General features: G+C 69.5%; 27 protein-coding genes, 1 pseudogene and 1 riboswitch. Of the genes and pseudogenes, 14 read left to right on the forward strand and 14 right to left on the reverse strand.

Annotated elements, in window-relative coordinates; translation table 11 throughout:
• The first annotated feature begins 44 nt into the window (after positions 1–44).
• Positions 45–2,096, forward strand: a complete 2,052-nt coding sequence (locus tag AB3X52_RS15700) for a 2OG-Fe(II) oxygenase (RefSeq protein WP_367995063.1) — start codon at positions 45–47, stop codon at positions 2,094–2,096.
• A 7-nt stretch (positions 2,097–2,103) separates the two neighbouring features.
• Here AB3X52_RS15700 and AB3X52_RS15705 read toward each other — a convergent pair whose 3' ends face one another.
• Positions 2,104–2,385, reverse strand: coding sequence for a hypothetical protein (locus tag AB3X52_RS15705; RefSeq protein WP_367995040.1), 282 nt, complete (start codon positions 2,383–2,385; stop codon positions 2,104–2,106).
• Positions 2,386–2,519: 134 nt separating this feature from the next.
• On the opposite strand from AB3X52_RS15705, the pseudogene AB3X52_RS15710 reads away from it, so the two are divergent.
• The 4 genes and pseudogenes from AB3X52_RS15710 to AB3X52_RS15725 all read left to right on the forward strand — a co-directional run.
• Positions 2,520–2,642 (forward strand): annotated as a pseudogene (locus tag AB3X52_RS15710) (type IV toxin-antitoxin system AbiEi family antitoxin domain-containing protein); the annotation flags it as partial.
• 225 nt (positions 2,643–2,867) lie between these two features.
• Positions 2,868–3,065, forward strand: coding sequence for a hypothetical protein (locus AB3X52_RS15715; protein ID WP_367995041.1), 198 nt, complete (start codon positions 2,868–2,870; stop codon positions 3,063–3,065).
• Positions 3,066–3,205: 140 nt separating this feature from the next.
• The gene (locus AB3X52_RS15720; RefSeq protein ID WP_367995042.1) at positions 3,206–3,346 is read left to right on the forward strand and encodes a hypothetical protein; all 141 of its coding nucleotides are present in this window, start codon (positions 3,206–3,208) and stop codon (positions 3,344–3,346) included.
• Between the two features lie 73 nt (positions 3,347–3,419).
• On the forward strand, positions 3,420–4,502 hold the full coding sequence (locus AB3X52_RS15725) for a Fic family protein (RefSeq protein ID WP_367995043.1): 1,083 nt from the start codon (positions 3,420–3,422) through the stop codon (positions 4,500–4,502).
• A 68-nt stretch (positions 4,503–4,570) separates the two neighbouring features.
• Here AB3X52_RS15725 and AB3X52_RS15730 read toward each other — a convergent pair whose 3' ends face one another.
• Together AB3X52_RS15730 and AB3X52_RS15735 are read right to left on the reverse strand one after the other, a co-directional pair.
• Positions 4,571–4,873 carry a hypothetical protein gene (locus AB3X52_RS15730; RefSeq protein ID WP_367995044.1) on the reverse strand — a complete coding sequence of 101 codons (303 nt, stop codon included), beginning with the start codon at positions 4,871–4,873 and terminating at the stop codon, positions 4,571–4,573.
• Between the two features lie 3 nt (positions 4,874–4,876).
• Positions 4,877–5,122: a helix-turn-helix domain-containing protein gene (locus AB3X52_RS15735; protein ID WP_367995045.1), complete on the reverse strand. Its 246-nt coding sequence runs from the start codon at positions 5,120–5,122 to the stop codon at positions 4,877–4,879.
• 168 nt (positions 5,123–5,290) lie between these two features.
• Between AB3X52_RS15735 and AB3X52_RS15740 the strand changes: the two genes are divergently transcribed.
• Positions 5,291–5,905, forward strand: coding sequence for a helix-turn-helix domain-containing protein (locus AB3X52_RS15740; RefSeq protein ID WP_367995064.1), 615 nt, complete (start codon positions 5,291–5,293; stop codon positions 5,903–5,905).
• A 16-nt stretch (positions 5,906–5,921) separates the two neighbouring features.
• On the opposite strand, the gene AB3X52_RS15745 is transcribed toward AB3X52_RS15740, so the two are convergent.
• The 6 genes from AB3X52_RS15745 to AB3X52_RS15770 form a co-directional block, all read right to left on the reverse strand.
• The gene (locus AB3X52_RS15745; RefSeq protein ID WP_367995046.1) at positions 5,922–6,317 is read right to left on the reverse strand and encodes a PIN-like domain-containing protein; all 396 of its coding nucleotides are present in this window, start codon (positions 6,315–6,317) and stop codon (positions 5,922–5,924) included.
• A 12-nt stretch (positions 6,318–6,329) separates the two neighbouring features.
• Entirely contained in the window at positions 6,330–7,058 is a 729-nt protein-coding gene (locus AB3X52_RS15750; RefSeq protein WP_367995047.1) for a hypothetical protein, read from the reverse strand.
• Positions 7,059–7,431: 373 nt separating this feature from the next.
• Positions 7,432–8,274, reverse strand: coding sequence for a TOTE conflict system archaeo-eukaryotic primase domain-containing protein (locus AB3X52_RS15755; protein ID WP_367995048.1), 843 nt, complete (start codon positions 8,272–8,274; stop codon positions 7,432–7,434).
• Between the two features lie 22 nt (positions 8,275–8,296).
• Positions 8,297–9,547 (reverse strand): ATP-binding protein, encoded by a 1,251-nt coding sequence (locus AB3X52_RS15760; protein WP_367995049.1) that lies wholly within the window; start codon positions 9,545–9,547, stop codon positions 8,297–8,299.
• A 131-nt stretch (positions 9,548–9,678) separates the two neighbouring features.
• On the reverse strand, positions 9,679–9,960 hold the full coding sequence (locus AB3X52_RS15765) for a hypothetical protein (protein WP_367995065.1): 282 nt from the start codon (positions 9,958–9,960) through the stop codon (positions 9,679–9,681).
• A 100-nt stretch (positions 9,961–10,060) separates the two neighbouring features.
• Complete coding sequence (locus AB3X52_RS15770; protein WP_367995050.1) at positions 10,061–10,516, reverse strand: hypothetical protein; 456 nt, start codon at positions 10,514–10,516, stop codon at positions 10,061–10,063.
• 127 nt (positions 10,517–10,643) lie between these two features.
• On the opposite strand from AB3X52_RS15770, the gene AB3X52_RS15775 reads away from it, so the two are divergent.
• The gene (locus AB3X52_RS15775; protein WP_367995051.1) at positions 10,644–12,638 is read left to right on the forward strand and encodes a thioredoxin domain-containing protein; all 1,995 of its coding nucleotides are present in this window, start codon (positions 10,644–10,646) and stop codon (positions 12,636–12,638) included.
• A gap of 42 nt (positions 12,639–12,680) precedes the next feature.
• On the opposite strand, the gene trhA is transcribed toward AB3X52_RS15775, so the two are convergent.
• On the reverse strand, positions 12,681–13,427 hold the full coding sequence (gene trhA / locus AB3X52_RS15780) for a PAQR family membrane homeostasis protein TrhA (protein ID WP_367995052.1): 747 nt from the start codon (positions 13,425–13,427) through the stop codon (positions 12,681–12,683).
• Between the two features lie 40 nt (positions 13,428–13,467).
• Between trhA and AB3X52_RS15785 the strand changes: the two genes are divergently transcribed.
• The 3 genes from AB3X52_RS15785 to AB3X52_RS15795 all read left to right on the forward strand — a co-directional run bounded on the left by AB3X52_RS15785 (position 13,468) and on the right by AB3X52_RS15795 (position 16,892).
• A complete protein-coding gene (locus tag AB3X52_RS15785) occupies positions 13,468–14,283 on the forward strand; it encodes an isoprenyl transferase (protein ID WP_437440564.1) in 816 nt (271 codons plus the stop codon).
• Between the two features lie 386 nt (positions 14,284–14,669).
• Complete coding sequence (phoH2, locus tag AB3X52_RS15790; protein ID WP_367995066.1) at positions 14,670–15,974, forward strand: RNA 5'-3' helicase PhoH2; 1,305 nt, start codon at positions 14,670–14,672, stop codon at positions 15,972–15,974.
• Between the two features lie 198 nt (positions 15,975–16,172).
• A complete protein-coding gene (locus AB3X52_RS15795; protein WP_367995054.1) occupies positions 16,173–16,892 on the forward strand; it encodes an aggregation-promoting factor C-terminal-like domain-containing protein in 720 nt (239 codons plus the stop codon).
• Between the two features lie 122 nt (positions 16,893–17,014).
• Here AB3X52_RS15795 and AB3X52_RS15800 read toward each other — a convergent pair whose 3' ends face one another.
• Entirely contained in the window at positions 17,015–18,064 is a 1,050-nt protein-coding gene (locus AB3X52_RS15800; RefSeq protein WP_367995055.1) for an ABC-2 transporter permease, read from the reverse strand.
• Between the two features lie 88 nt (positions 18,065–18,152).
• Between AB3X52_RS15800 and AB3X52_RS15805 the strand changes: the two genes are divergently transcribed.
• Positions 18,153–18,563, forward strand: a complete 411-nt coding sequence (locus tag AB3X52_RS15805) for a MarR family winged helix-turn-helix transcriptional regulator (protein WP_367995056.1) — start codon at positions 18,153–18,155, stop codon at positions 18,561–18,563.
• Between the two features lie 57 nt (positions 18,564–18,620).
• Here the strand turns inward: AB3X52_RS15805 and AB3X52_RS15810 are convergent, their stop codons facing one another.
• Both AB3X52_RS15810 and AB3X52_RS15815 read right to left on the reverse strand, forming a co-directional pair.
• Positions 18,621–20,012 (reverse strand): class II fumarate hydratase, encoded by a 1,392-nt coding sequence (locus AB3X52_RS15810; protein ID WP_367995057.1) that lies wholly within the window; start codon positions 20,010–20,012, stop codon positions 18,621–18,623.
• Positions 20,013–20,026: 14 nt separating this feature from the next.
• Positions 20,027–20,677, reverse strand: a complete 651-nt coding sequence (locus AB3X52_RS15815; RefSeq protein WP_367995058.1) for a spermine/spermidine synthase domain-containing protein — start codon at positions 20,675–20,677, stop codon at positions 20,027–20,029.
• 52 nt (positions 20,678–20,729) lie between these two features.
• On the opposite strand from AB3X52_RS15815, the gene AB3X52_RS15820 reads away from it, so the two are divergent.
• Positions 20,730–21,002: a hypothetical protein gene (locus AB3X52_RS15820; RefSeq protein WP_367995059.1), complete on the forward strand. Its 273-nt coding sequence runs from the start codon at positions 20,730–20,732 to the stop codon at positions 21,000–21,002.
• A 19-nt stretch (positions 21,003–21,021) separates the two neighbouring features.
• Here AB3X52_RS15820 and AB3X52_RS15825 read toward each other — a convergent pair whose 3' ends face one another.
• Positions 21,022–22,719 carry a fumarate hydratase gene (locus AB3X52_RS15825; protein WP_367995060.1) on the reverse strand — a complete coding sequence of 566 codons (1,698 nt, stop codon included), beginning with the start codon at positions 22,717–22,719 and terminating at the stop codon, positions 21,022–21,024.
• A 64-nt stretch (positions 22,720–22,783) separates the two neighbouring features.
• A riboswitch (TPP riboswitch) is annotated at positions 22,784–22,893 on the forward strand.
• Between AB3X52_RS15825 and thiE the strand changes: the two genes are divergently transcribed.
• Together thiE and AB3X52_RS15835 are read left to right on the forward strand one after the other, a co-directional pair.
• Positions 22,887–23,477: a thiamine phosphate synthase gene (thiE, locus tag AB3X52_RS15830; RefSeq protein WP_367995061.1), complete on the forward strand. Its 591-nt coding sequence runs from the start codon at positions 22,887–22,889 to the stop codon at positions 23,475–23,477. Its footprint overlaps the riboswitch before it by 7 nt.
• Positions 23,477–23,827 (forward strand): FAD-dependent oxidoreductase (locus AB3X52_RS15835; RefSeq protein WP_367995062.1); only part of this gene is annotated, 351 nt, incomplete at its 3' end. The genes thiE and AB3X52_RS15835, both read left to right, overlap by 1 nt.

Raw genomic sequence — 23,827 nt, forward strand, 5'->3', positions numbered from 1 at the left:
GTGCGCCGCAGGAGCGTGCGCTGGTGTCGGTCGCACGGCCGGCCATGTTCGGGCTGGGGGAGGAGACGCTGACCGACACCTCGGTGCGTGACACCTGGGAGCTGACCGCCGACCAGGTGAGGCTGGGCGGGACGTGGGACCGCGTCCTCGACGATGCGCTGGTCGAGGTGCATGAGGGACTCGGTCTTCCAAGAGGCGCGCGCCTCCGGGCCGAGTTGCATGCGCTCCTGGTCTATGGGCCGGACCAGTTCTTCGCGCCACATCAGGACTCGGAGAAGGACGACGAGATGGTGGCCACGCTGGTTGTCTCGCTGCCCTCGGTCCACACCGGCGGGGAGCTGGTGGTGAGCCACGGCGGGGAGACGCGCACCTACCGCCACGCCGACCGCCATGCGATCGGCTTCACCGCCTTCTACGCCGACTGCGTTCACGAGGTGCGACCCGTCCGGTCGGGGCGGCGAGTGACGCTGACGTTCAACCTGCTCGTCACGCGCGATTCCGAAGAGACCGAGACCGACCCCGACGATGAGTTAGCGCGCCTGGTCGGCGAGCACTTCGCCACGCCCGTGACTCGAGGCTGGTCCGACAAGCCGATGCCCGCGCCTGATCGTCTGGTGGTCCTGCTCGATCATCAGTACAGCGAGCGTGGGCTGGCCGCCGGTCGTCTCAAAGGACGTGACGTCGAGTGGGTAAGCAGATTGCGGGCCGCCGCCGCGCAGGCCGGCTGTTTGAGCGCACTCGCTCTCGGGGAGATCCGCCAGACGTGGAGCGCCTATGAGGATGACCGCTCCTGGCGCTACCGGTACGACGATGACGAGGACGACGAGGAGTATGACGACGAGGAGTCGTCGTCATACGACGTCGGTGAGCTGATCGAGGACGAGATCTCGCTGGGTTGGTGGAAGCGTGCCGGGGTCGGCAGCGGGGAGCGGATCGGCCTGGGCGTCGACGAGAGCGAGGTCTGTGCGGTCACGCCGACGGCCTCACTCAAGCCGTATCAGTCCGAGTACGAGGGCTACATGGGCAACTACGGCAACACGCTCGACCGTTGGTATCGCCGAGCGGCGATCGTGCTCTGGCCGACGGCGCGTGACTTCATCGCTCGGGCCGAGGCCGACCTGCCCAACGCGATCGCCGAGCTCGACGCCCGCCTGAACGGCGGGGAGGATCTCCATCAAGCGCGGGCCGATGCCCGAGAGCTGGTCGGCCTTCTCGGCGCCTGCGGCACGGGTCTGCTCGCTCCGCTCCTGTCGGTGTCTTACGCCCTCGATGACGCCGACCTCGCCTCCGACCTGCTCGCCCGGCTCGGTGGCGAGGAGCTGAGTGCCGATCACGCCGCCGCACTCGCGGCGGTCGCAGCGCGGTACGGACACTCCTGGACGCGCAGGCTGATCGAGTCCTGGTTCCCGGCAGGGGGCTACCGGCACGGGCGCTCGGAATGGGTGAGCGACGCATTGCCTGGCCTGGCTTCGGCGCTCCTGCAGGTCGGCGCCATCAGTGTCGTCAGGCTTGTGTCCCGACGCATCTGGACCGGCCTCTCGGTATCGGTCGCTGCGGCCCTCACAGCGGGGCCACGATCCCGCGCAGCGAGCCTTGCGTCGCTCGTGGGCCCTGCAGAGGCACTCTTCAGGGCTGCCGAGGCGGAGTTGGTCGAGGAGTTCGCCGCCTCCCTCGCAGCCTCCGGCGACGGCGTGCTCGATCTTGAGCTTCCACTGGCGCGTCGCCTCGGCGACGATGCGCCCTCCTCGTTGATCGACGACGCCGCTCGCCGGCTGGAGTCCTTGCTCGTCGCCGCGCCTCGCCCCGCCGATGACTGGTCGATCGCGTGGTCGGGCTGCGGATGCGATCTCTGCCAGACGTTGGAGAGTTTCCTCGCCGACGCTCACGCCACCGAGCTCGACTGGCCGCTGCGGACCGACCGGCGCCAGCACGTCCACCAGCGCATCGATTCCGCCGAACTTCCGGTCACCCACCACACGATGCGCAAGGGAAGGCCCTACACCCTGCGCCTCGTCAAGCAGCCGGACCTCCACGAACGCGAAGCCGCGCAACGTCGCCAGGCGGCGGCGGACCTGGCATGGCTGCGAGGGGAATGAGGCGCCCCTATCGTTCCCGGGGCGCCCCGCGCTCCCACCAGTCTGCGGGTGGGTGATCATCAATGACGCGGGCGGCGATCTCGACGTTGGTCAGGTTGCAGAACTTCCACAGTTCCTTGGCGGCGCGCGAGTACTGGAAGATCACCGCGTCGACATCGAAGGCGTCCAACTCGCCCGCACGGTGGCGGTCGACGGCGCCGGCGACATGCTCGACGAGCCGGCTCAGTTGTGCTTCGTGGTAGGCGCCGACCTTCTCGCGTGCGGCCCGACGCTCGGCCTTGCTGGACACGACGTCAGGCTATCGGCTTCGCCGGCCTCGGCCAGAACGACGAGCACTTGCTCCCTCGATGAGCCGGCGGTTCTGTGTGCGTTTCCGTATCAATATGATGCGTTCTAGCACATGACCTCCGGGATCAAGTCCTCGAGCGTGCCGTCGATCAGCACGGGTACGTCACGACTCGCGACGCGCGCGAGCTCGGCATCGATCCGACGCAACTGCGGCTGATGGCGGCCCGCGGTCGGCTGGAGCGGGTGACCCGTGGCGTGTATCGGGTCCCTGTCCTGCCGCGCTCGGAGCATGACGAGCTGGCCGAGGCCGTGGCGTGGACCTTGGGCAGGGGCGTGATCTCGCACGAGTCGGCGCTGGTTCTCCACGGCCTCTCGGACGTGAACCCGTCTCGGATCCACCTGACGGTCCCGCGAGACAACCATCCGCGGGGCGCCGGCGGAGAGCTCTACCGACTCCACCGCCGCAACCTGTCGGCTGCTGACGTGACCGAGCAGGACGACGTTCCGGTGACGACAGTCGGGCGCACCATCCGCGATTGCATGGCCGCGGGCACGGATCCGGCACAGTTGCGCAAGGCCCTCGACCAGGCGACGGCCGACGGAACCCTGCGGACTCGCGAGGCTGCGGAGTTGACTGCAGCGGTCGACCGCCGGGGCCCCGAGGAGAGGAGCCGGGCATGAGCGCGCGATACGACTCGTCGGCATCGAACCTGCGTCGCCGTTCGACGGGGTGTGCGAGATCGGCCGCGCGGAGGTCGCTGGTGTGACGGTGGCGGCCCGCGATCAGGTGATCATCGATGCCCTACGGGGGGATCGACCGGATGGCTGAGCAGGCCGACATCATGCTGGGGCGGCGCGTGGCGACCGAGTTGAGCAGTCGATCGGGTTGCCAATCGATCTACTCAACTCCTGCGGACGGCCAGCGCGCGCCCCTGTTTCTGGAAACATGTCGGCTCTTCTGACATGTTGCTGGAACGTGTTAGGTTTTCCAGGAATTCTTGACGCGTTACCCGGATGAGTTGAAGGACCTGACACATGCCCTGGAGCCCCGAGGTTCCCTTCAATGAGCTGCCGCCGCTACCGCCGCAAGGCCTCGACCTGGAGCCCAAGCCAGTGCTCAAGGCGACCGTCGAAGCGAGGACGGCGCTCGCGACGCTTGCCCAAGCGGGTCAGCTGCTGCCGAACCCGAACATCCTGATTCATGCTGTTCCTTTGCTTGAAGCGCAGGCGAGCTCCGAGATCGAGAACATCGTGACCACGGCCGATGAGCTGTTCAAGCATGCTGACTCGGGTGGTGGAGATCATGCAACGAAGGAGGCTCTGCGGTATCGCAGCGCGCTGTTCGCGGGGGTGGGATCGATCCGAGAGAGACCGCTTACAGCCGCGACGGCAGCTCGGATCTGCTCCGAGCTGCAGGGACGCGACATGGCGGTTCGTGCTGTGCCTGGCACCCGGATCGCAAACCCGACGACGCGGCAGATCGTCTACGCCCCGCCCGAGGGAGCGGATCTCATTCGCGAGAAACTGTCGGCGTGGGAGCGCTTCATCCACGCTGAAGACGATCTTGACCCGCTGGTCCGGATGGCCGTGGCGCACTACCAGTTCGAAGCGATCCACCCCTTCCATGACGGCAACGGGCGTACCGGGCGTGTCATCAACATCCTGATGTTGATCGAGGCCGGTCTGCTTCAGGAGCCCATCCTCTACCTGTCGCGGGCCATCATCGCCAGGAAGAACGACTACTACCGGCTTCTCCGGGCCGTGACTGCCGAGAACGCGTGGATCGACTGGATCCTCTACATGCTCGACATCGTCCGGGAGTCCGCCACGTCGACCACGAGGAAGATCGCGGCCATCCGAACGTGTCAGGAAGACATCGCCGAGCGAGCTCGAGTCGCTACCCCGGGTGGGCGCGACGCCCAGTTTCTGGCCGTACTGTTCGAGCAGCCCTACTGCCGCATCAACACGGTCGCAGACAGATGCGACGTCTCTCGTCAGACCGCGTCCACCTGGCTGCACGCCCTGGTCGAGGCGAGGCTCCTCAGCGACGTCAAGGTCGGTCGAGAGCTCCTCTTCGTCAACCATGACTTCCTGGACGTGCTGACGCGTCCGGAGTGACTCGTCCCAGTAGTTGTTGAGGTTGGCTCGAAGTAAGCACAACACGACAACTTCGCGCGGACTGCTCATCACGATCGGCGTCGCCGCTTGGACTGCGGCAGCAGGTCGGTCACGGTCACATCCTGTCGTTCGGGAGCGACGAGCGCTGCCAGAGCGGCCTCGGCCAGCGCGATGCGCTTCTCCTCCCACGCCAGCAGCTGGTCGAGCCGCCAGCGGTCCGGGTGGGTCACGACCGGCGGCGGCACGAGGGTGCGGTCCTTGAGGTTCTGATATCCCTTCGTCTTGCCCCAGCCGTAGCGCTGGATGACATCGGTCGCGTCGAGGAAGGTGTGGCTCGGGTCGAGTCCGGCCAGGTCGCGCACCGGGTGCATCGCTCACACCGCCTTCGGCCGCCCGATGACGGGCTTGCTCGCAAGGCGCTGCTCGCGGATGAAGCGGCGCAGGTCGCCGACGGTGGTGTAGAGCCGCCGGCCGATCTTGAAGAACGCCGGGCCGGTGCCGACCTGGCGCCACCAGCGGACCGTGTTGACCGGCGTCATGAGGATCTCGGCGAAGTCGTCGAGCGTCAGGAGTTCGTCGTCGTGCCGGGCGTGGAAGGGGATCTCGCTGTTGCTGTGCATGGTTCCTCCTGGTTGGCGCGGGTCCGCGTGATCCGCTCCTGACTGGTAGGTGCGAGAGCCGTGCCAATCGAGGGGTCAAATACGTTCGATCGGAGTTATGGTCGTTGGATGGATCGGGCCTACCTGATCGCGAAGGCGCGCCGAGCGCGCGGCCTAACGTAGGTCCAGCTGGCCGCACGAGCCGGTACGTCGCAGGCGACGCTGTCGGCGTACGAGCGTGGCCTGAAGTCGCCTTCGTTGAAGGTGGCGAGTCGGATCCTGGCCGCAACCGGTCACGAGCTGACGCTGCGCACGTACGTCGACTGGACCGAGCATCGGGCGCCAGGGATCGATGACTTCTCCGTCCCGGACCGGCTATGGGCGGTGGCGCCGCCGATGTGCTTCGCGACGATCACGATGATGCCCGACCTGATCCGGGGCAGCGGCAGGGACGAATGGAACCTGCTCGATCGCGCCGCTCGCATCGGAGCGTACGAGCAGTTGATCCGATGCGGCTTGCCGCATCAGATGATCCGCTGGATCGACGGCGGCCTCCTGGTCGACGTGTGGGACGAGCTCGATCTGCCCGATCCGGTGCGCACGGCGTGGGGGCCCGCGATCCGTGCCGCCACGGAGGCGCCGCGAGACGACGCGCTGCGTTTCATGGGAGGAACGTCTTGGGTCGCGGCGTCGGCGCGGATCGGGAGCACCAGCAGGCTGCCCCCTCCGCCCACTGCGTCATCTCCAACGCCACCACATCCACCGAGGCGCTCACGGTTCGATCCGCGCCCACCGCCGCCGTGAGCGCCCGATGTCCGATTCAGAGTTCCGTGAGCCGCGCCTGCTGCCGCGAGAGCACCCAGATCGCCGCCCCGCCTGCGACCGCCTTCTCCCAGACCACGTCGCGGTGCCTGATGAAGACCTCGGCCATCTCTGTCGACCTCAGGTTCCCGGATGCGAGACAGAACGCGGTCACTCCCGCTGAAACGAGGGCTTCCCGCTCGGCCGTGCGGTAGCGGATCTTCTCGTCCTTCATCAGGACGGGCCACCCGTGCTCGCCGCACAAGGCCAGCCAGTCCACGTCCGCCACCATCTCGTCGGCTGGCTTGCCGTAATGCTCGACGAGCGTGGTCAGATTCCAGCCCGCCTGTCGGAGTAGCTGCGGCACCTGCACTGCTCCGAGACTTCGGTCAACGAAGAAGTGAGGCGACTCCACGCATCGCTCCGGTCAGCTCTTCTTGTCCCGGTTGCGGATCGCATCCTCGACCTCGAGCACGGTGAGGCCGAACTCCATCGCGACCGTCGCAATCGCTTCGCCGGCGTCGAACAGGCCGAGCACGTCCTCGAGACGGGCCCCGCCGTGGGCGAAGGTGGGTTGTCCGAACCCTCGCCTCACGTCGGCGATCAGCTCGGCTTGCTCGAAGCCCGGGAGCGGAATGGCAACTGCGTAGCCGTCGGCGCCGAAGGTGATCCGCTTGAGGTAGCTCTCGACCACCTCGGCGAACACCCGCTGGTTCTGGCGTACGACGACCAGGTCCCGTACAGCCTCGGCTTGCTCGCCGTCGCTGCGCTGCGCGTAGTCATAGAGCACCTCGGCGCCGTCGGTGTAGAGACGCTGCGAGGCGAGCGCGTGGCCGATGCCCATCTCCTTGTTCAGCTGCTCCAGCGCCGGCCGGATCCGCTGGAGTGGAACACCCGCGCGCCGGATCGCGGCGAGCGCATAGCCCTCGGCGAGTCCGACGAAGGGGATGGAGGCAGCGCGTTGGCCCGGGGTGCCAAGCGAAGTGACGACCGGGTTGCCCACGACGCGGCGTCCTTTGACGCGCACGTCGTAGCCGCGTGCCCAGGAGCGGAATGTCGACTCCGAGAGGCCGAGGAAACGAGACGCTTCGGCGAGAGAGTAGAGCGGGTCGGCGAACCGGTCGACGGCCGACATCTCCGGTGCGAGAGCGGTCACGACAGTCTCCTCTCGACAGGGAAGCGGACGCCTCAATCATGCCGCAGGCTGCCGACAGGTGCCGGATTCTGGGCCGGCGCGGTCCATCGGGATCAGAGCCCGAGGCCGGGCGGCGGCGTGGATACCGGGGGCCGGTAGGCCGGACTCGGTACTGGCGCGGGCGGGCTCTGCCTCGGTGGTGCAGGACGGCGTACCCGGCGGACGTAGGGCCGTTGCATCGGGCCGTAGCGCTCAACGGCTTCGGCCGCCATGCCGGCGGCGTGCGAGGGTCCGAGGTCGGCGCGGTCGCGTCCGAACACAGCGACCCATTGCCGGCGGGCGTCCTCCACGGTCTCGGCGACGAGGTGGGCGACGTTGCGTTCACGACCCCGGGTCATCCCGACGTATGCGGAGGCGGCGCCGGTGTGCTCGCCGACGAGGACGTGCGCGGTGTCGACGGTGGCGCCCTGGGCACCGTACGCCGTGGTGGCGTAGGCGAGACGGTGGTCCCGAGCTTGCGCGACTTGCCGTGCAGTGGCGCGGCGATCAGGTTCCCGGGACCTTGGCCGGGGAGCACGTCTTGGGAGGGGAAGAGGCGGTCGTAACAGCGCAGGTCTATCCGCCCGCGTATGGCGATTGCTTCGCGCACCAACGCCGTACCGAGTTGGCGGGCTGTGGCTGCTGGCACGGGGTCGGTGAAGAAGATCCACACGTGTGCGCCGATGCCTGATCGCGATACTTCCAGTGCGGCCGGGGCGCCGATTGCCCGTGCGGCCTTGAGGTAGGCGAGGGCGTCGAGCATCGCGGCTTGTCCGTCGAAGTCGGCGGCGAGCCAGCAGGTCTGGTCGCCGCGGAGCATCGGATACAGGCCGATGTGTATGTCACCGGTCAGGTGAGCGGCGACCACCTCGGGCGTCAGCGGCAGGTGTCGGATGTCGGAGGCCGCCCGGCCCTTGCGCCATCCGCCCTCGACGGCTGGCATCCAGCCGGACTTGCCGGTCCGGGCGTTCTCCCAGCGTATGGCGTAGACGTCGCGTCGCGCTCCGAACAACGCGGCGTAGAACTCGACCTTGGCCTGCGACGAAGATCGTGCATCCACCGGGCTGGGCGTCTTCTCGAACCATGCCGTCTGGGTGCCGCGAGTAGGAGCAGCCTCAGCGTCGGTGAGCTTGAGGAGCTTGCGAAGGCGCACGTTCTCTCGTCGCAGCTCTTCGATCTCTGCCTGGAGATCAGTCATGATCGCGTCCTCGTGGCTGGGATCAGGGTCCGAGGGTCCCGACGGGGATAACGTGCACGCCGTCCGGGCGGAGGCCACCGGCGCCGGTGCTGGTAATGACGCCGAGGCAGGACGGTTCGCCGTGCCGACTCGTGTCCACCTTGGCCTTGAAGCGCAGTAGTGAGGCCGCCGCCTCATCGACGGCACTCGGATTGAGCTTTATCTCGAAGGCTCCCCACTTGTTGGGTCCGATGCTGACGATGGCGTCGACCTCATGGCCGTCGGCGTCTCGCCAGGAGTCCACGCGTGCGTCGAGCAGTTGGGCATAAATCCGTAGGTCGCGGATGACGAGAGCTTCGTAGTGGAGCCCCAGCGCCTCGAGATCGTTGGTGAGGTCGCTCGTGCCGATGCCGAGCGCGGCGGTGCCGATGGACGGGTCGACGAAATAGCGGACCGGCGCAGTGCGAAGGCGGACGCGAGACCTCATATGGGGGAGCCAGGCCGGGGAGTTGTCGAGGAGGTGGAGCCGGTCGAGGGCGTTGAGGTACGCGGTCAACGTTTCCTTGGCAATCGGTCCATCCTCTCCGCCGACGTCCCTCGCGAGTTCAGCGGCCTTGGTGGCCTGCGCGACGGATCTCCCCAAGGATTCGAGGAGCCGTCGGAGGTTCGAGGGGTCGCGGCGTGAGCCGAGCTTCTGGATGTCGACCTCGACGAGGTTGGTGAGGTAGTCGCGCAGCCAACGTCGGGCGCTGGCTTCGTCGACGTCGACCAGTTCGGGCCATCCCCCCACCACGATGCGCTTGAGCAACTCATCGAACGAGAGGTGTGCGTCGAAGCCCGTCTGCGGCTGCCCCTCCAAGAGGGCACGCAGCGACATCTCTCCGTTCGAGTGACCTGACTCGAACAGGCTCATTGGACGCATCTTCATGACGGAGAAGCGCCCTGCCCCTGAGTGCCGCGAAGCGTCGTCCGTGGGCGTCGCCGACCCGGTGAGGATGAAGAGGCCCTTGCCCTCGCGATCGTCCACCTGTCGCCGGACCTTGTTCCAGATCGACGGCGCGACCTGCCACTCATCGAACAGGATCGGTGTGGGGCCCTCGAAGAGCCGATCTGGGGAGAGTTCCAGCAACTGGCGCGCTCGCTGGTCCTCGTCGAGACGGATGACAGTCTGGGCGTGCCGGGTCGCCGTCGCGGTCTTGCCGCAGGCCTTCGGGCCCTCGATCAGGACCGCGCCGATGTACCCAAGGCGCTCGCCGAGCTCTTGGTCGGCGATCCGGGGCAGGTAGCTCACCACTGCATCAGTTTACCGTTTGTTGAACATCGAGTCGACCTTTTGCGGTTTGTGCGCTCGACCTTTTGCGGATTCTCTATCTGACCTTTTGTGCGCTCGGCCAGATTGTCGCGACGCTGACGCGACAATGTGCGTCACCCCGCCCGCCGCCGTCGCTTGGGCTTGGGGAGGAGGTCGGCGAGCCCGACCTCCTCCCGTCCAGGTGCGAGCAACGCTTCCAGTGCCGCCTCGGCCGACGCGATGCGCTTCTCCTCCCAGGCCAGCAGCTGGTCGAGCCGCCACCGGTCGGGGTGGGTCATCACCGGCGGTGGGGTCAGCGTGCGGTCTTTGAGGTTCTGGTAGCCCTTGGTCTTGCCCCAGCCGTAGCGGGCCATCACCACGCCGGCGCTGAGGAAGACGTGCCGGGGGCCGTCCATGAGGCTCACACCCCCCCTTCGGCCGGCCGATGAAGGGCTTGCTGGCCAGTCGCTGCTGACGGATCCAGGACCTCTTCGTGGTCGACCGCAAGGACCTCGACTACCAGACGATGCTGGAGTACAACCGGTTCGAGAAGGACTCGGTGAACGGTTCCAGGTCGACCGCGGAGAGCACCGTCGATCGTCCGATGTCGAGGCCGTCGATGGGGCCGATCGACCTGTCGAGCCAGCCCACCCGCCAGGCCAGCTTGCGCATCGCGGCCATAGCGCCGCGCAGGTCCTCCTTGCCGCGCCTTGAGTACAGAGTCGCCGACGCCCGCTCCATCACCTTGCGACTGTGCTCGACCCGCCACTTCCCGACGGGGACCTCGCCGATCGTCGGGATGATGTGGGCGTTGAGCCGCGACTCGCGAACCTGGATGGTCCGGACCGCCTTGGCGCATTCCCGGCTGTCCTCGACGTACTTCGCTCCGAGGGCGGCGATCGTCTGCGTCGCCTTCCCGCCGGAGCACTCGCTTCCACGGCGCGCCCTCGCCGGCGTCCTACGCGTCGCCATCGGCGTCCCTCCTAGGCTGGGAGCGCGCGGGCTCGATCAGGAGCCGTGAGAATCCGCTTCGCGTATCACCCTCGTGTATCACCGGGATGAAAGTGACACACGTGCCAATCTTGAGGAGTCACAAGAAATGGCCAACCGCCTCGCCGACGCGACGAGCCCGTACCTGCTCCAGCACGCCGACAACCCGGTGGACTGGTGGGAGTGGGAGCCGGCGGCCTTCGAGGAGGCTCGGCGGCGCGACGTCCCGATCATGCTGAGCGTCGGGTACGCCGCGTGCCACTGGTGTCACGTGATGGCGCACGAGTCGTTCGAGGACGAGGCGACGGCGGCGTACCTCAACGAGCACTTCGTCAGCATCAAGGTCGACCGTGAGGAGCGGCCGGACGTCGACGCGGTCTACATGGCGGCGACGACCGCGATGACCGGCCAGGGCGGCTGGCCGATGACGGTTGTGCTCGACCACGACGGCAACCCGTTCTTCGCCGGCACCTACTTCCCGGACCAGCCGCGGCAGGGCATGCCGGCCTTCACCCAGGTCCTGCAGGCGCTCTCCGACGCGTGGGTCAACCGCGGCGAGGAGGTGCGTCGTGTCGCCGACAACGTACGACGCCATCTCGCCGACTCCTCGGTGGCGTCGGCGCCCTCGGGCGACCGCCAGGTCGACATCGCGGCCGTCATCGAGACGCTCGCGGGGGAGTTCGACCCGATGGCGGGCGGCTTCGGCGGGGCGCCGAAATTCCCGCCGTCGATGGTGCTGGAGTTTCTCCGGCGAGTGGCCGCCGGCCCCGAGCCGGACTCCCGCGTGGCCCACATGCTCAACCGCACGGTCGCGGCGATGGCGCGCGGCGGGATGTACGACCAGCTCGGCGGCGGGTTCGCCCGCTACGCCGTCGACCGCGGCTGGGTCGTGCCGCACTTCGAGAAGATGCTCTACGACAACGCCCAGCTGGTCGGTCTCTACGCCCGCCTGGCCGGCGACGGGTCGGCGCTCGGCGCGCGCATCGCCCGCGAGAGCGCCGACTGGATGATCCGCGAGCTCGGGACGCCGGAGGGCGCGTTCGCCTCGGCGCTCGACGCGGACAGCGAGGGCGTCGAGGGGAAGTTCTACGTCTGGACGCCGGCCGAGCTCGTCGAGGTCCTCGGCGAGGAGGACGGCGCCTGGGCGGCGCAGGTCCTCGACGTCACGACAGAGGGCACGTTCGAGCACGGCGCATCCACCCTCCAGCTGCGCCACGAGCCGGACGACCAAGAGCGCCTGGCACGGGTCCGCGCACGGCTGCTCGAGGCCCGCGGGAGCCGCGTCCGCCCGGCCCGTGACGACAAGGTCGTCGCCGCCTGGAACGGCCTCGCGATCAGCGGGCTCGTCGACGCCGGGATCCTCCTCCACGAGCAGTCGTACGTCGATGCCGCGCTCGCCGCGGGTGAGCTGCTCGTCCGCCTCCACCTGCGCGACGGACGGCTGGTGCGGGTCAGCCGCGACGGCGTGGCCGGTCGCCACGCGGGCGTGCTGGAGGACTACGGCTGCGTGGCGAACGGGTTCCTGAGCCTCGCCCAGGCGACCGCGGACGGTCGCTGGCTGAGCCGGGCCACCACGCTTCTCGACACCGCCCTGGCCGAGTTCCGCGCCGACGACGGCGGCTTCTACGACACGGCCGCCGACGCCGAGACGTTGGTCAGCCGTCCGCGCGACCCGGCCGACAACGCCTCGCCCAGCGGGACGAGCAGCATGATCCACGCGCTCGTCACCGCCCATGCGCTCACCGGCGAGGGCCGCTACCGCACGGCCGCCGAGGAGGCGCTCGCCACGCTCGCCCCGCTCATGACCAAGGCCCCGCGCTTCGCGGGCTGGTCCCTCGCCGCCGCCGTCACCATGGCCGAAGGGCCCCTCGAGGTCGCGGTCGTCGGCCCGGCAGGGGAGGCCCGCGACGCGCTCGCCGACCGGGCGCGTCGGCTGCCTGGCGCGGTCGTCGTGGTGGCGGACGAGCCCTCGGCCGGCAAGGCGCCGGACATCCCCCTGCTGAGCGGTCGTACGGCGGTCGACGGCCGCCCGGCGGCGTACGTCTGTCGTGGGTTCGTCTGCGAGCGGCCCGTCACCGACCCGGACGACCTCCCGAGGGGTTGAGTCCCGGATTGTGGCGCGTCGAGTCGCGGGTTGTGGCGCGCGTCAGCGCAGTGAGTACACCGCCAGCGAGACGCCGGTGTAGTGCGCCGCGAAGGCCAGGATCGTGAAGCTGTGGAAGACCTCGTGGAAGCCGAACCAGCGCGGCCACGGGTTGGGGCGCTTGAAGCCGTAGACCACGCCGCCGAGGGTGTAGAGCGTGCCGCCGACGCAGATCAAGGTGAAGACCGCGACGCCGATCCCGAGGCCGAGCGCGGTCGCGCCCTGGAAGAACGAGGGGATGAAGAAGATCGCCGACCAGCCGAGGGCGATGTAGATCGGGACGTAGAGCCAGCGCGGGGCGCTCGTCCAGAAGACCCGGAACAGCACGCCCAGGATCGCCCCGCTCCACACGACCGACAGCAGCGTGACCCGGGCGGCGCCCTGCAGCAGCATGAGCGAGAACGGCGTGTAGGTGCCCGCGATCATCAGCATGATGTTGGCGTGGTCCCAGCGCTTGAGCATCCCGTGGACGCGCGGGGTCCAGTGGCCGGCGCCACGGTGGTAGGTCGCGGAGACGCTGAAGAGGAGCAGCGCGGCGACGGTGAAGACGATCGCCCCGATGCGCGGGCGTCCGTCCGGGGCGAGCACGATCAGCACGACCCCGGCCGCCAGCGTCAGGGGAGCGGTCGCGAGGTGGAGCCAGCCGCGCAGTCGCGGCTTGATCTCCTCCAGCGTGCTGTGGAGCGTCTCGGAGATCGAGCCGGCAAGGTCATCCATGCGGCTGCGTACGGCCTCGCTCGTCTCGTGCATGCCCTGAAGGTACCCGGTCATGCTGAGGAGACTCTGGGAAGTGGGTGCCCGTTCACCGACCCTCGGTAAACTCTCGACCGTGGCTGACTGGAAGCGGGGCGTACGCCGGGTCCTCTATCCGGCGTACGAGGCGCGGATGCTGCGCCGGCTCGACACCGACCGGCTGCCCAAGCACGTCGGCGTCATGCTCGACGGCAACCGCCGTTGGGCCAAGGCCGTCGGCCGCGACACCGCCCACGGCCACCGGGCCGGCGCCGCGAACATCGAGCCCCTGCTGACGTGGTGCGACGAGGTCGGCATCGAGGTCGTCACGCTCTGGCTGCTCTCCACCGACAACCTCAACCGCTCGCCCCGGGAGCTCGAGGCGCTGCTGCCGATCATCGAGGAGGCTGTCGACTCCCTCGCCGACCAGGGCCGCTGGCGGCTCAATCCGGTCGGCGCCGTCGACCTGCTGCCCAGCACCACCGTGGCGCGGCTCAAGGCCGCCGCGGAGGCGACCCGCGAGGTCGACGGCATGCTGGTCAACATCGCCGTCGGCTACGGCGGCCGCCGCGAGATCGCCGACGCCGTACGCTCGCTGCTCAACGAGCACGCCGCCAAGGGCACCAGCCTGGAGGAGCTCGCCGAGCAGCTCGACGTCGAGCACATCGCGGCCCATCTCTACACCGCCGGCCAGCCCGATCCCGACCTCGTCATCCGCACCTCGGGCGAGCAGCGCCTCGGCGGCTTCCTGCTCTGGCAGTCGGCCAAGTCGGAGTTCTACTTCTGCGAGGCGCTCTGGCCCGACTTCCGCCGGGTCGACTTCCTCCGCGCCCTCCGCGCCTACGCGCAGCGCGAGCGCCGCATGGGTCGCTGAGCCGCTCCAGCGCGAGCGCGACCTGCCCGCCGCTCGGGCGCAACAAACTGTTCACCGGCCAATTCGCGCGTGTCGCCCTTGCGGCCTCCACCGGCGGCGTACTTTCGACAGCAACGGCGGGTGGGGAAGCCCGCCGCACCTGGAGGCTCGTACGTGATTGCTCACGTCTGGAACACGCGGCAGGCGCCGGACCCCGGTCCGCCTCCCGTGTGGGACGAGGTCGGCACCCCGACCTGCGGGCTCCCTCCCGGTCCGACTGTGTGAACAAGGACCGGGACGTGGGTGCGCGTCCAGGTCGCTGAGGGGTGAACCGCGTGGCAACCCAGGCCTCTAGCACCGAGCGCACGACCAGGAGGAAGGCGGCACCGGGGGAGACGGGACCGGGCATCCGGACCTTCGTCCTCGACACGAGCGTGCTGCTCTCCGACCCGGGGGCGCTGCGGCGCTTCGCGGAGCACGAGGTGGTCCTGCCCGTCGTCGTCATCACCGAGCTCGAGGGGAAGCGTCACCACCCCGAGCTCGGCTACTTCGCGCGTACGGCGTTGCGCATGCTCGACGAGCTGCGCATCATCCACGGGCGCCTCGACGAGGCGGTGCCGGTCGGCGAAGCCGGCGGCAGCATCCGGGTGGAGCTCAACCACACCGACCCCTCGACGTTGCCCAGCGGGTTCCGCCCCCAGGGCGCGAGCTGGGACAACGACTCGAGAATCCTCGCGGTCGCGTGCAACCTTCGCGCCGAAGGCGCGGACGTCACCCTGGTCTCCAAGGACCTGCCGATGCGGATCAAGGCCTCCGCGGTCGGCCTGACCGCGGAGGAGTACCGCGGCGAGACCATCTCCGACTCCGACCCGGGCTACTCCGGGATGGCCGAGATCGACGTCTCGGCGGCCGACCTCGACGAGCTCTACGACGACGGAGTCCTCGACCACGACATGGCGAAGGACCTGCCGTGCCACACGGGCCTGGTCCTGCTCTCCGAGCGAGGTACGGCGCTGGGCCGGGTCGGTCCGGACAAGCAGGTCCACCTCGTCCGCGGCGACCGTGAGGCGTTCGGCATCCACGGTCGGTCCGCCGAGCAGCGGATCGCGCTCGAGATGCTCCTCGACCCCGACGTCGGCGTCGTGTCGCTGGGCGGCCGGGCCGGCACCGGCAAGTCGGCGCTCGCGCTCTGCGCAGGGCTCGAGGCCGTCATGGAGCGCCGGCAGCACAAGAAGGTGGTCATCTTCCGTCCGCTCTTCGCGGTGGGCGGCCAGGAGCTCGGCTACCTGCCCGGCTCGGAGGCGGAGAAGATGAACCCCTGGGCGCAGGCGGTCTTCGACACGCTCGGGGCGATGACCTCGCAGGACGTCATCGACGAGATCCTCGACCGGGGGATGCTCGAGGTGCTGCCGCTGACCCACATCCGCGGCCGGTCGCTGCACGACTCCTTCGTCATCGTCGACGAGGCGCAGTCGCTGGAGCGCAACGTGCTCCTCACCGTGCTGTCCCGCATCGGCGCCAACTCGAAGGTGGTGCTCACCCACGACGTCGCCCAGCGCGACAACCTCCGGGTCGGGCGGCACGACGGCGTCGTGGCCGTCGTCGAGAAGCTGAAGGGGCACCCGCTCTTCGCCCACGTCACCCTCACCCGGTCCGAGCGCTCGCCCATCGCGGCGCTCGTCACGGAGATGCTGGAGAACGTCGTCCTCTAGAGGCCGTGCCGTCGTCGCCGGGTCGGCGTTCCTGTACGCCGACTCGGCGACTGCTGCGGTCCTTGAGGCTCCTGTGACTGATGTGACGGCAAAGCCACCCCGATCTTCCGACACATGGGGAGTTCGGTTTGCTCTGCCTTGCCCCGTCATGCAGGGTAGGCAGGTCGCCCTGAGCCCCCAAGACCCAGAGACGAGACCTTGTCGAAGCACGCCCCGCACGTTCCGAAGCATCGGAAGGCACCGCAGCGACCCCTCGCAGAGGCCCCCAAGAAGGTCGCCAAGACCACGCTTCTGCTCTCCACCCTGGCCGTCGGCGGCACGGGTACGGCGGTCGCCGGCGGGATCGCCCTCCACGCCCCCTCCGACCAGGTGACTCCGGTCGCCAGCTCCTTCGGCCAGTCCGCCGACGGTGCGACCGCCCCCTCGGGATCGTCCACCACCCAGGCTGACGGCACCGACGCTGCCGAGCGCGCCGCGCTGGTCGCCGCGCGCGGCGACGACGCGCCGCTCTCGCGCTCCGCCGACCGCCGCGCCGCCACCGACCCGGTGAAGCAGGCCGCCCTCGCGGCCGTCACCACCGACCGAGGCGACGCGATCACCAAGCGCGAGGACCTCGCCCAGGGTGACCCCAAGTCCGTCGCGAGCGCCCTGCTGTCGTCGTACGGCTGGAGCGGGAGCCAGTTCGGCTGCCTCGACTCGCTGTGGACGAAGGAGTCCGGCTGGCGGGTCAACGCCTACAACCCCTCGGGCGCCTACGGCATCCCGCAGGCCCTGCCGGGCTCCAAGATGTCGTCGGCCGGCCCGAACTGGCAGACCGACGCCGAGACCCAGATCAAGTGGGGCCTGGGCTACATCCAGGATCGCTACGGCTCGCCCTGCGGCGCGTGGGCGCACTCCGAGTCCTACAACTGGTACTGAGAGACGCCGGCGCCCACGGCGCGAGCGCAGAGACGTACGACGGCGGCGCACCCGATCGGGTGCGCCGCCGTTGCTGTGCGCGGCCGTATGGGGGTGGTGACGGTCGCGTCTCTCGCAGCGGGTCAGGCCGCTGCGACGACCTCCTCGAGCTCCTCGTCCTCGGCCGACTCCGAGACGAGCGGGGCGTTGCGCCTCCGCTCGTAGACGAACGACGCGAAGACCAGCCCGGAGGCGGCCACGAGCCAGAGCAGCAGGGTCCAGACCTGGCGGCCGATGCCGAGGTCGGGGAAGTAGATCAGGTTGCGGCCGGCTTCGTGGAGCGCGGCGCCGTTCCAGAAGGAGTGCAGCGCGCCGAAGAAGCCCGGCAGCAGCTCGGGAGCATAGACACCGCCGGCGGTGGTGAAGTTGAGCATCACGAAGAGCATCGTCATCGTGGGCGTCGTGACCTTGCCGAGGAATGGGTGCAGGCCCACGCCGATCAGCATGATCGAGACGCTGTAGAGCCAGGCCAGGAGGCCGATCTCCACGACGTGGCTGGGCAGGGCGCCGTACACGGGACCGGCGACGACGGTGACGAGGAGCGCGGTGACGGCCGAGGAGACGACCGCCAGGCCCACGCGGAAGCGGTGGCGCAGGGCCGCTCCGGCGGCGCCGATCGCGACGCCCGCGGCGTACGAGCCGACCGTCAGACCGACGAGGTAGAAGAACATGCTCTGGCCGCTCGGGTCGCCGTCGGCGGCGACGGGGACGACGTTCCTCAGCTGCAGCGGCACGTGCTGCGAGGCCGCGACCTCCTCGAAGATCGACACCACGACCTGGGAGGTGGTCGCGGAGGCAGCGTCGCTGTAGAGCAGCTGCGGCGCCGTGGCGTCGGGCACCAGCGCCGCCGTGATCTCACGGTGCTTGATCTGCTGCTCCGCGGTGCCGGCGTCGGCGACGGTCCGGATGGCGACCATGTCGCCGAGCTTGTCCTGCAGGGTCTGGGCCATCACCTTGGTCTCGGCCGAGCTGCCCACCACGTCGATGCGCACGTCGTGCGGGCTGGGCTGGTGGAACGCGCCGAGGTAGGCGAGGGCCATGCCGACGCCGAGGAAGAGCGGGATGAGCAGGTGGATGCCGGCGTGCTTGAGGACGTGCCGCTCATGGCGTGAGACGGAGCTGGGGTGAGACATGGAACCTTCCGGATCGAGACTCGGAGCGAGTTGTACTTTGCAACTCAGCGAATAGTTGTATATTACAACCAACCGGAAGGAGATGCCAATGGCGGCGCAGGAAGACGTGACGCAGCAGATACTCCACGAGCTCACGCTCTACGGCCGCCGGGTGCGGGCCGTCGTCGAGCGTGCCCACCCCGACCTCTCGTTCGTGGCCTACTCGATGCTGAGCCATGTGTACGACGAGGACGGCTGCCGCGCGGTCGACCTGGCCCGCGTCTACGGGTTGGACAAGTCGACGGTCAGCCGCCAGATCGGCGCGCTCGTACGCCGCGGTCTCGTCCAGCGCGACGACGGTGGCGTCCAGGCGCTGCACGTCACCCCGGCGGGCGCCCGCCTGCTCGAGGGCGCGCGTGACCAGCAGCGTGCGATGCTCGCCCGGCGGCTGGAGCGATGGACCGACGCCGAGCGGCGGACGTTCGCCGAGCTGCTGCGCCGCTACAACGTCGGGGAGTGACCCGGTGGTGAGTGTCGGCGCGGACCATGTCCCACGCCGACGCTCACCACCTCGGTGTCAGGGGTGGGTCATCGACTCCACGTCGAGCGCGGCGTCGAGCTGCTCGAGGGTGAGCTCGCCCCGGTCGACGTAGCCGAGCCTGAGCACGGTCTCCTTGATCGTCGCGCCGTCGGCGAGCGCCTGCTTGGCGACCTTGGCGGCGTTCTCGTAGCCGATGTACTTGTTGAGCGGGGTGACGACCGACGGCGAGGACTCGGCGTAGGCGCGCATGCGCTCGGCGTTGGCGGTGATGCCGTAGACGGTGCGCTGGGCGAGGACCGTCATCGAGGCGGAGAGCAACCGGATCGACTCGAGCAGGTTGCGCGCCATGACCGGCATCGCGACGTTGAGCTCGAAGGCGCCCGAGGCGCCGGCGGCGGTGACGGCCGCGTCGTTGCCGATCACCTGGAAGGCGACCATCAGCGTCGCCTCGGGGAGGACCGGGTTCACCTTGCCGGGCATGATCGAGGAACCCGGCTGGAGGTCGGGGAGGTGGATCTCGGCCAGGCCGGTCGTCGGGCCCGACGACATCCAGCGCAGGTCGTTGTTGATCTTGATCAGGCCGACCGCCAGCGTCTTCAGGACGCCGGAGAGCTCGACGAGCGAGTCGCGCGTGCCCTGGGCCTCGAAGTGGTCGCGCGCTTCGGTGAACTCCTGGCCGGTCGCGGCCGACAGCTCCGCGATCACCTGCTGCGGGAAGCCGGCCGGGGTGTTGATGCCGGTGCCGACGGCGGTGCCGCCGAGCGGGAGCTCACGCACGCGGGGGAGGACGGCGTCGAGCCGCTCCTTCGCGTAGCGGATGGTGGCGGCGTACCCGCCGAACTCCTGGCCGAGCATGACGGGCGTCGCGTCCATCAGGTGGGTGCGGCCGCTCTTGACCAGGCCCTGGAACTCCTCGGCCTTGCGCTCGAGTGAGCTCGCCAGGACGTCGATGGCCGGCAGCAACTGCTCGGTGACCGCCACCGCGGCGGCGACGTGGATGGCGGTCGGGAAGGTGTCGTTGGAGGACTGGCTGGCGTTGACGTGGTCGTTGGGGTGGACCTCGACCCCGGCGCGGGATGCGAGCGAAGCGATCACCTCGTTGGCGTTCATGTTGGACGAGGTGCCGGAGCCGGTCTGGAAGACGTCGATGGGGAAGGCGTCGTCGACCTCGCCGGCGACGACCTTGGCGGCCGCCTCGGCGATGGCGTCGGCCTGCTCGGCCGTGATGACGCCGAGTGCGCCGTTGACCTTCGCGGCGGCGGCCTTCACGTGGCCGATCGCATGGATGAGCGCCGGCTCGATCGGCGTACCACTGATCGGGAAGTTCTCCACCGCTCGCTGCGTCTGCGCCCGCCAGAGCGCGTCCTGGGGGACGCGGACGTCGCCCATGCTGTCGTGTTCGATGCGGAACGCCTGGTCTTCAGTCATGTTTGATTCAACCTTCAACTAGTGGCGGTTGTTCCGGCGAAGAGCCAGTAGCGCTCGTCACGGCCCTGCAGATCGACCGGGAACGACAGCTCCTCCACCTCCACGAACACCGTACTCATCGCCGCGACCAGCGCCGGCTCCTCGCTGGCCGACCAGATCACCACGCGGCCGTCCGGCGCCGTCGCGCGTGCGGCCTCCCGCAGCAGTGGTGCCTGGTAGAGCCCGGCGTTGCCGTCGTGCACGAGGTAGCTCGGACCGTTGTCGACGTCGAGCACCACCACGTCGTACGCCGCCGGCGGGCTGTCGCGCAGCGCGACCGCGACGTCGGCGACCTCGACGTGCACCCGCGGGTCGGCCAGGAGCGACGGCCCGTGAGGGATGGTGCCGTCGCGCATCCAGCCGACCAGGGCCGGCTCGAGCTCGACCACCGTGGCGTGCTCGACGCGCGGGTCGGCGAGCACGGCCTCGAGCGTGAAGCCCAGCCCCAGCCCGCCGACGAGCACGCGCCGCGGAGCGGGATGCAGGGCCAGCGCCCGGGACGCCAGGGCGCGCTCGGTGCTCGTCTCGACCGTGTCCATCACGAAGACGCCGTTGGCCCGCAGCTCCAGGCTGTCGTCCTCCCGGCGCCGCAACACCAGCCCGCCGTCCTGCGCCACCGTCTCCACGCGGCCATTCTCACAGCACGTGTACGCCGGCCCGTGCGGGCTACCGGAGGTCATGACCGAGAAGCAGCGACCCGAGGACGACCAGAGCGACGACCAGAGCGAGGGCCAGGTGTCGGAGGTCCAACGCCTGGGCGACGACACGACGGGGACGCCGCAGGCGCCCGAGGACTCGACGGCGGGCTACCCCGACAGCGAGTCCGGCGGCGCCGACGAGGGCGCCGCCGGGCCCGAGTCGAGCCCGCCGGAGAACCGCCGGGACAACGAGAACAGCCGCTCGGGCCACCGTCGTCCCGGGCAGAGCATCGAGGACGAGAAGCTGCCCTGAGCCCAGTCCGGCGCCCGGCTCAGCGCTCCTTGGAGCGCACCCGGACGCCGGTGAGCGGGATCGTGGTGGTGCCGGCGGGGTCGGTGAAGAAGTCGTTGCCCTTGTCGTCGACGACGATGAAGGCGGGGAAGTCCTCGACCTCGATCTTCCAGATCGCCTCCATGCCGAGCTCGGGGTACTCCAGCACCTCGACGGACTTGATGCAGTCCTGGGCGAGCCGTGCGGCCGGGCCGCCGATGGAGCCGAGGTAGAAGCCGCCGTGCGCGTGGCAGGCCTCGGTGACGACCTTGGACCGGTTGCCCTTGGCGAGCATCACCTTGGAGCCGCCCGCCGCCTGGAACTGCTCGACGTAGGAGTCCATCCGGCCCGCCGTGGTCGGGCCGAAGGAGCCGGACGCGTAGCCTTCGGGCGTCTTCGCCGGCCCGGCGTAGTAGACCGGGTGGTCCTTGAGGTACTGCGGCATCTCCTCGCCTGCGTCGAGGCGCTCCTTGATCTTGGCGTGCGCGATGTCGCGCGCGACCACCAGCGGGCCGGTCAGGGAGAGCCGGGTCTTGACCGGGTGCTTGGACAGCTCGGCGAGGATCTCGTCCATCGGCTGGGTCAGGTCGATCTTGACGACCTCGCCGCCCTGGATGAGGTGCTCCTCGGTGGTGTCGGGGAGATACTTCGCCGGGTCGGTCTCGAGCTGCTCGAGGAAGATGCCCTCGGGGGTGATCTTGCCCAGCGCCTGCCGGTCGGCGGAGCAGGAGACCGCGATCGCGACCGGCAGCGAGGCGCCGTGACGGGGGAGCCGCACGAAGCGGACGTCGTGGCAGAAGTACTTCCCACCGAACTGGGCGCCGATCCCGAACGACTGGGTCAGCTCGAAGATCTCCTCCTCGAGCTTCGGGTCGCGGATGCCGTGGCCCGAGAGGTCGCCCTCGGTGGGGAGGTGGTCGAGGTAGTGCGCCGAGGCGAGCTTCGCCGTCTTGAGGGCGTGCTCCGCCGACGTACCGCCGACGACCACGGCGAGGTGGTAGGGCGGGCAGGCGGCCGTCCCGAGCGAGCGGATCTTCTCGTCGAGGAACTTCAGCAGGCGATCGGGGTTCAGGATCGCCTTGGTCTCCTGGTAGAGGAACGACTTGTTGGCCGAGCCGCCGCCCTTGGCCATGAAGAGGAAGTGGTATTCCGGCGTCCCGTCGTGGGACGGGGTGGAGTAGAGCTCGATCTGCGCGGGGAGGTTGTTGCCGGTCGGCTTCTCCTCGTAGGTCGAGATCGGCGCCATCTGTGAGTAGCGCAGGTTGAGCTTCGTGTAGGCGTCGTACACGCCCTTGGCGACGAGCTCGGCGTCGTCGACACCGGTGATGACGCCCTCGGACTTCTTGCCCATCACGATCGCCGTGCCGGTGTCCTGGCACATCGGCAGCACGCCGCCGGCGGAGATGTTGACGTTCTTGAGCAGGTCGAGGGCGACGAAGCGGTCGTTGCCCGAGGACTCCGGGTCGTCGATGATCTTGCGCAGCTGGGCGAGGTGGGCCGGGCGCAGGTAGTGCTGGATGTCGTGGACGGCCTCGTAGGTGAGGCGGCGGATCGCCTCCGGGTCCACCTTGAGGAACGTCTGCCCGTCCACCTCGAACGTCGAGACGCCCTCGGTCGTGATCAGCCGGTAGGGCGTGTCGTCGTGGTGGGCAGGAAGGAGATCGGAATAACGGAACCCAGGAGTCACAGCGTCGGCCACGAGCCCGCATCGTACGCCGCCCCCGGGGCTGGACCGACCGGAGGTCGGTCGCTATGGTCGAGACGTCAACCCACACGGGAGTCCGCGGCAGCGGACTGAGAGGGAGCTGGAGCCGCTCCGACCGTCGAACCTGATCCGGGTCATGCCGGCGAAGGAAGTGAGCCTCCGTGGTGCCCAAGCTGTTCTGTCTGGTCTCGTCCAGCGACGACCTCGCGCTGCTGCCTGCGCTGGCCGAGGCCGGCGTCGACGGGTTCCAGGTCCGCGACAAGAGCGCGACCACGCGCGAGCTGGTCGAGCTGACCCGGGTGGTGCGCGGGTCGGTGGAGATGTACGACGCCACCGTGGTCGTCAACGACCGCGTCGACGTCGCCCTCGCGGCCGGCGCGGCCGGGGTCCACCTCGGCGCCGACGACCTGCCGGTCCGCGAGGCGCGCCGGATCGCGCCGCGACTGCTGATCGGCGCGACCTGCCGCGACCGCGAGCAGGTCGCCGCGGCCGCCCACGACGGCGCCGACTACGCCGGCTTCGGACCGCTCTTCGCGACGCAGTCGAAGAGCGGCCTGCCCGACCCGTTCGGCCTCGGCGCGCTCGCCGCCGCCCACGGCGTCCTCCCGCTCATCGGCATCGGCGGCATCGACGCCGTGCGGGCCGGGGGTGCGCGGGCGGCAGGCGCCCACGGCGTCGCCGTCATCGGCGGGCTGTGGCGACAACCCGATCCGCTGGTGGCAGCGAAGGAGCTCGTCACGGCGGTGGCCTGATGGCGGGCCAGGTCCGGGGGCTCGTCCGTGTGCTCGGTGCCGGGATCGTCGGGCTCGCCGTCGCGGACGAGCTGGTCGGGCGCGGCCACCCGGTCGAGGTCGTCGACCCGGCTCCCGGCTCGGGGGCCTCCCACGCCGCAGCCGGGATGCTCAGCCCGGCCGGCGAGCTCTGGCACGGCGAGACCGACGTGCTCACCCTCGGTCGGCGCTCGGCCGATCTGTGGCCGGGCTTCGCCACCCGACTCCGCGTCCCGCTCCGCACCGGCGGCACCCTCCTCGCCGCCGCCGACCACGGCGACCTGCAGCAGGTCGAGCGGCAGCTCGCGCTGCTCGAGCGGCACGGCGAGAAA

It is taken from the genome of Nocardioides eburneus, from assembly GCF_040838215.1.
Classification (GTDB): domain Bacteria; phylum Actinomycetota; class Actinomycetes; order Propionibacteriales; family Nocardioidaceae; genus Nocardioides; species Nocardioides eburneus.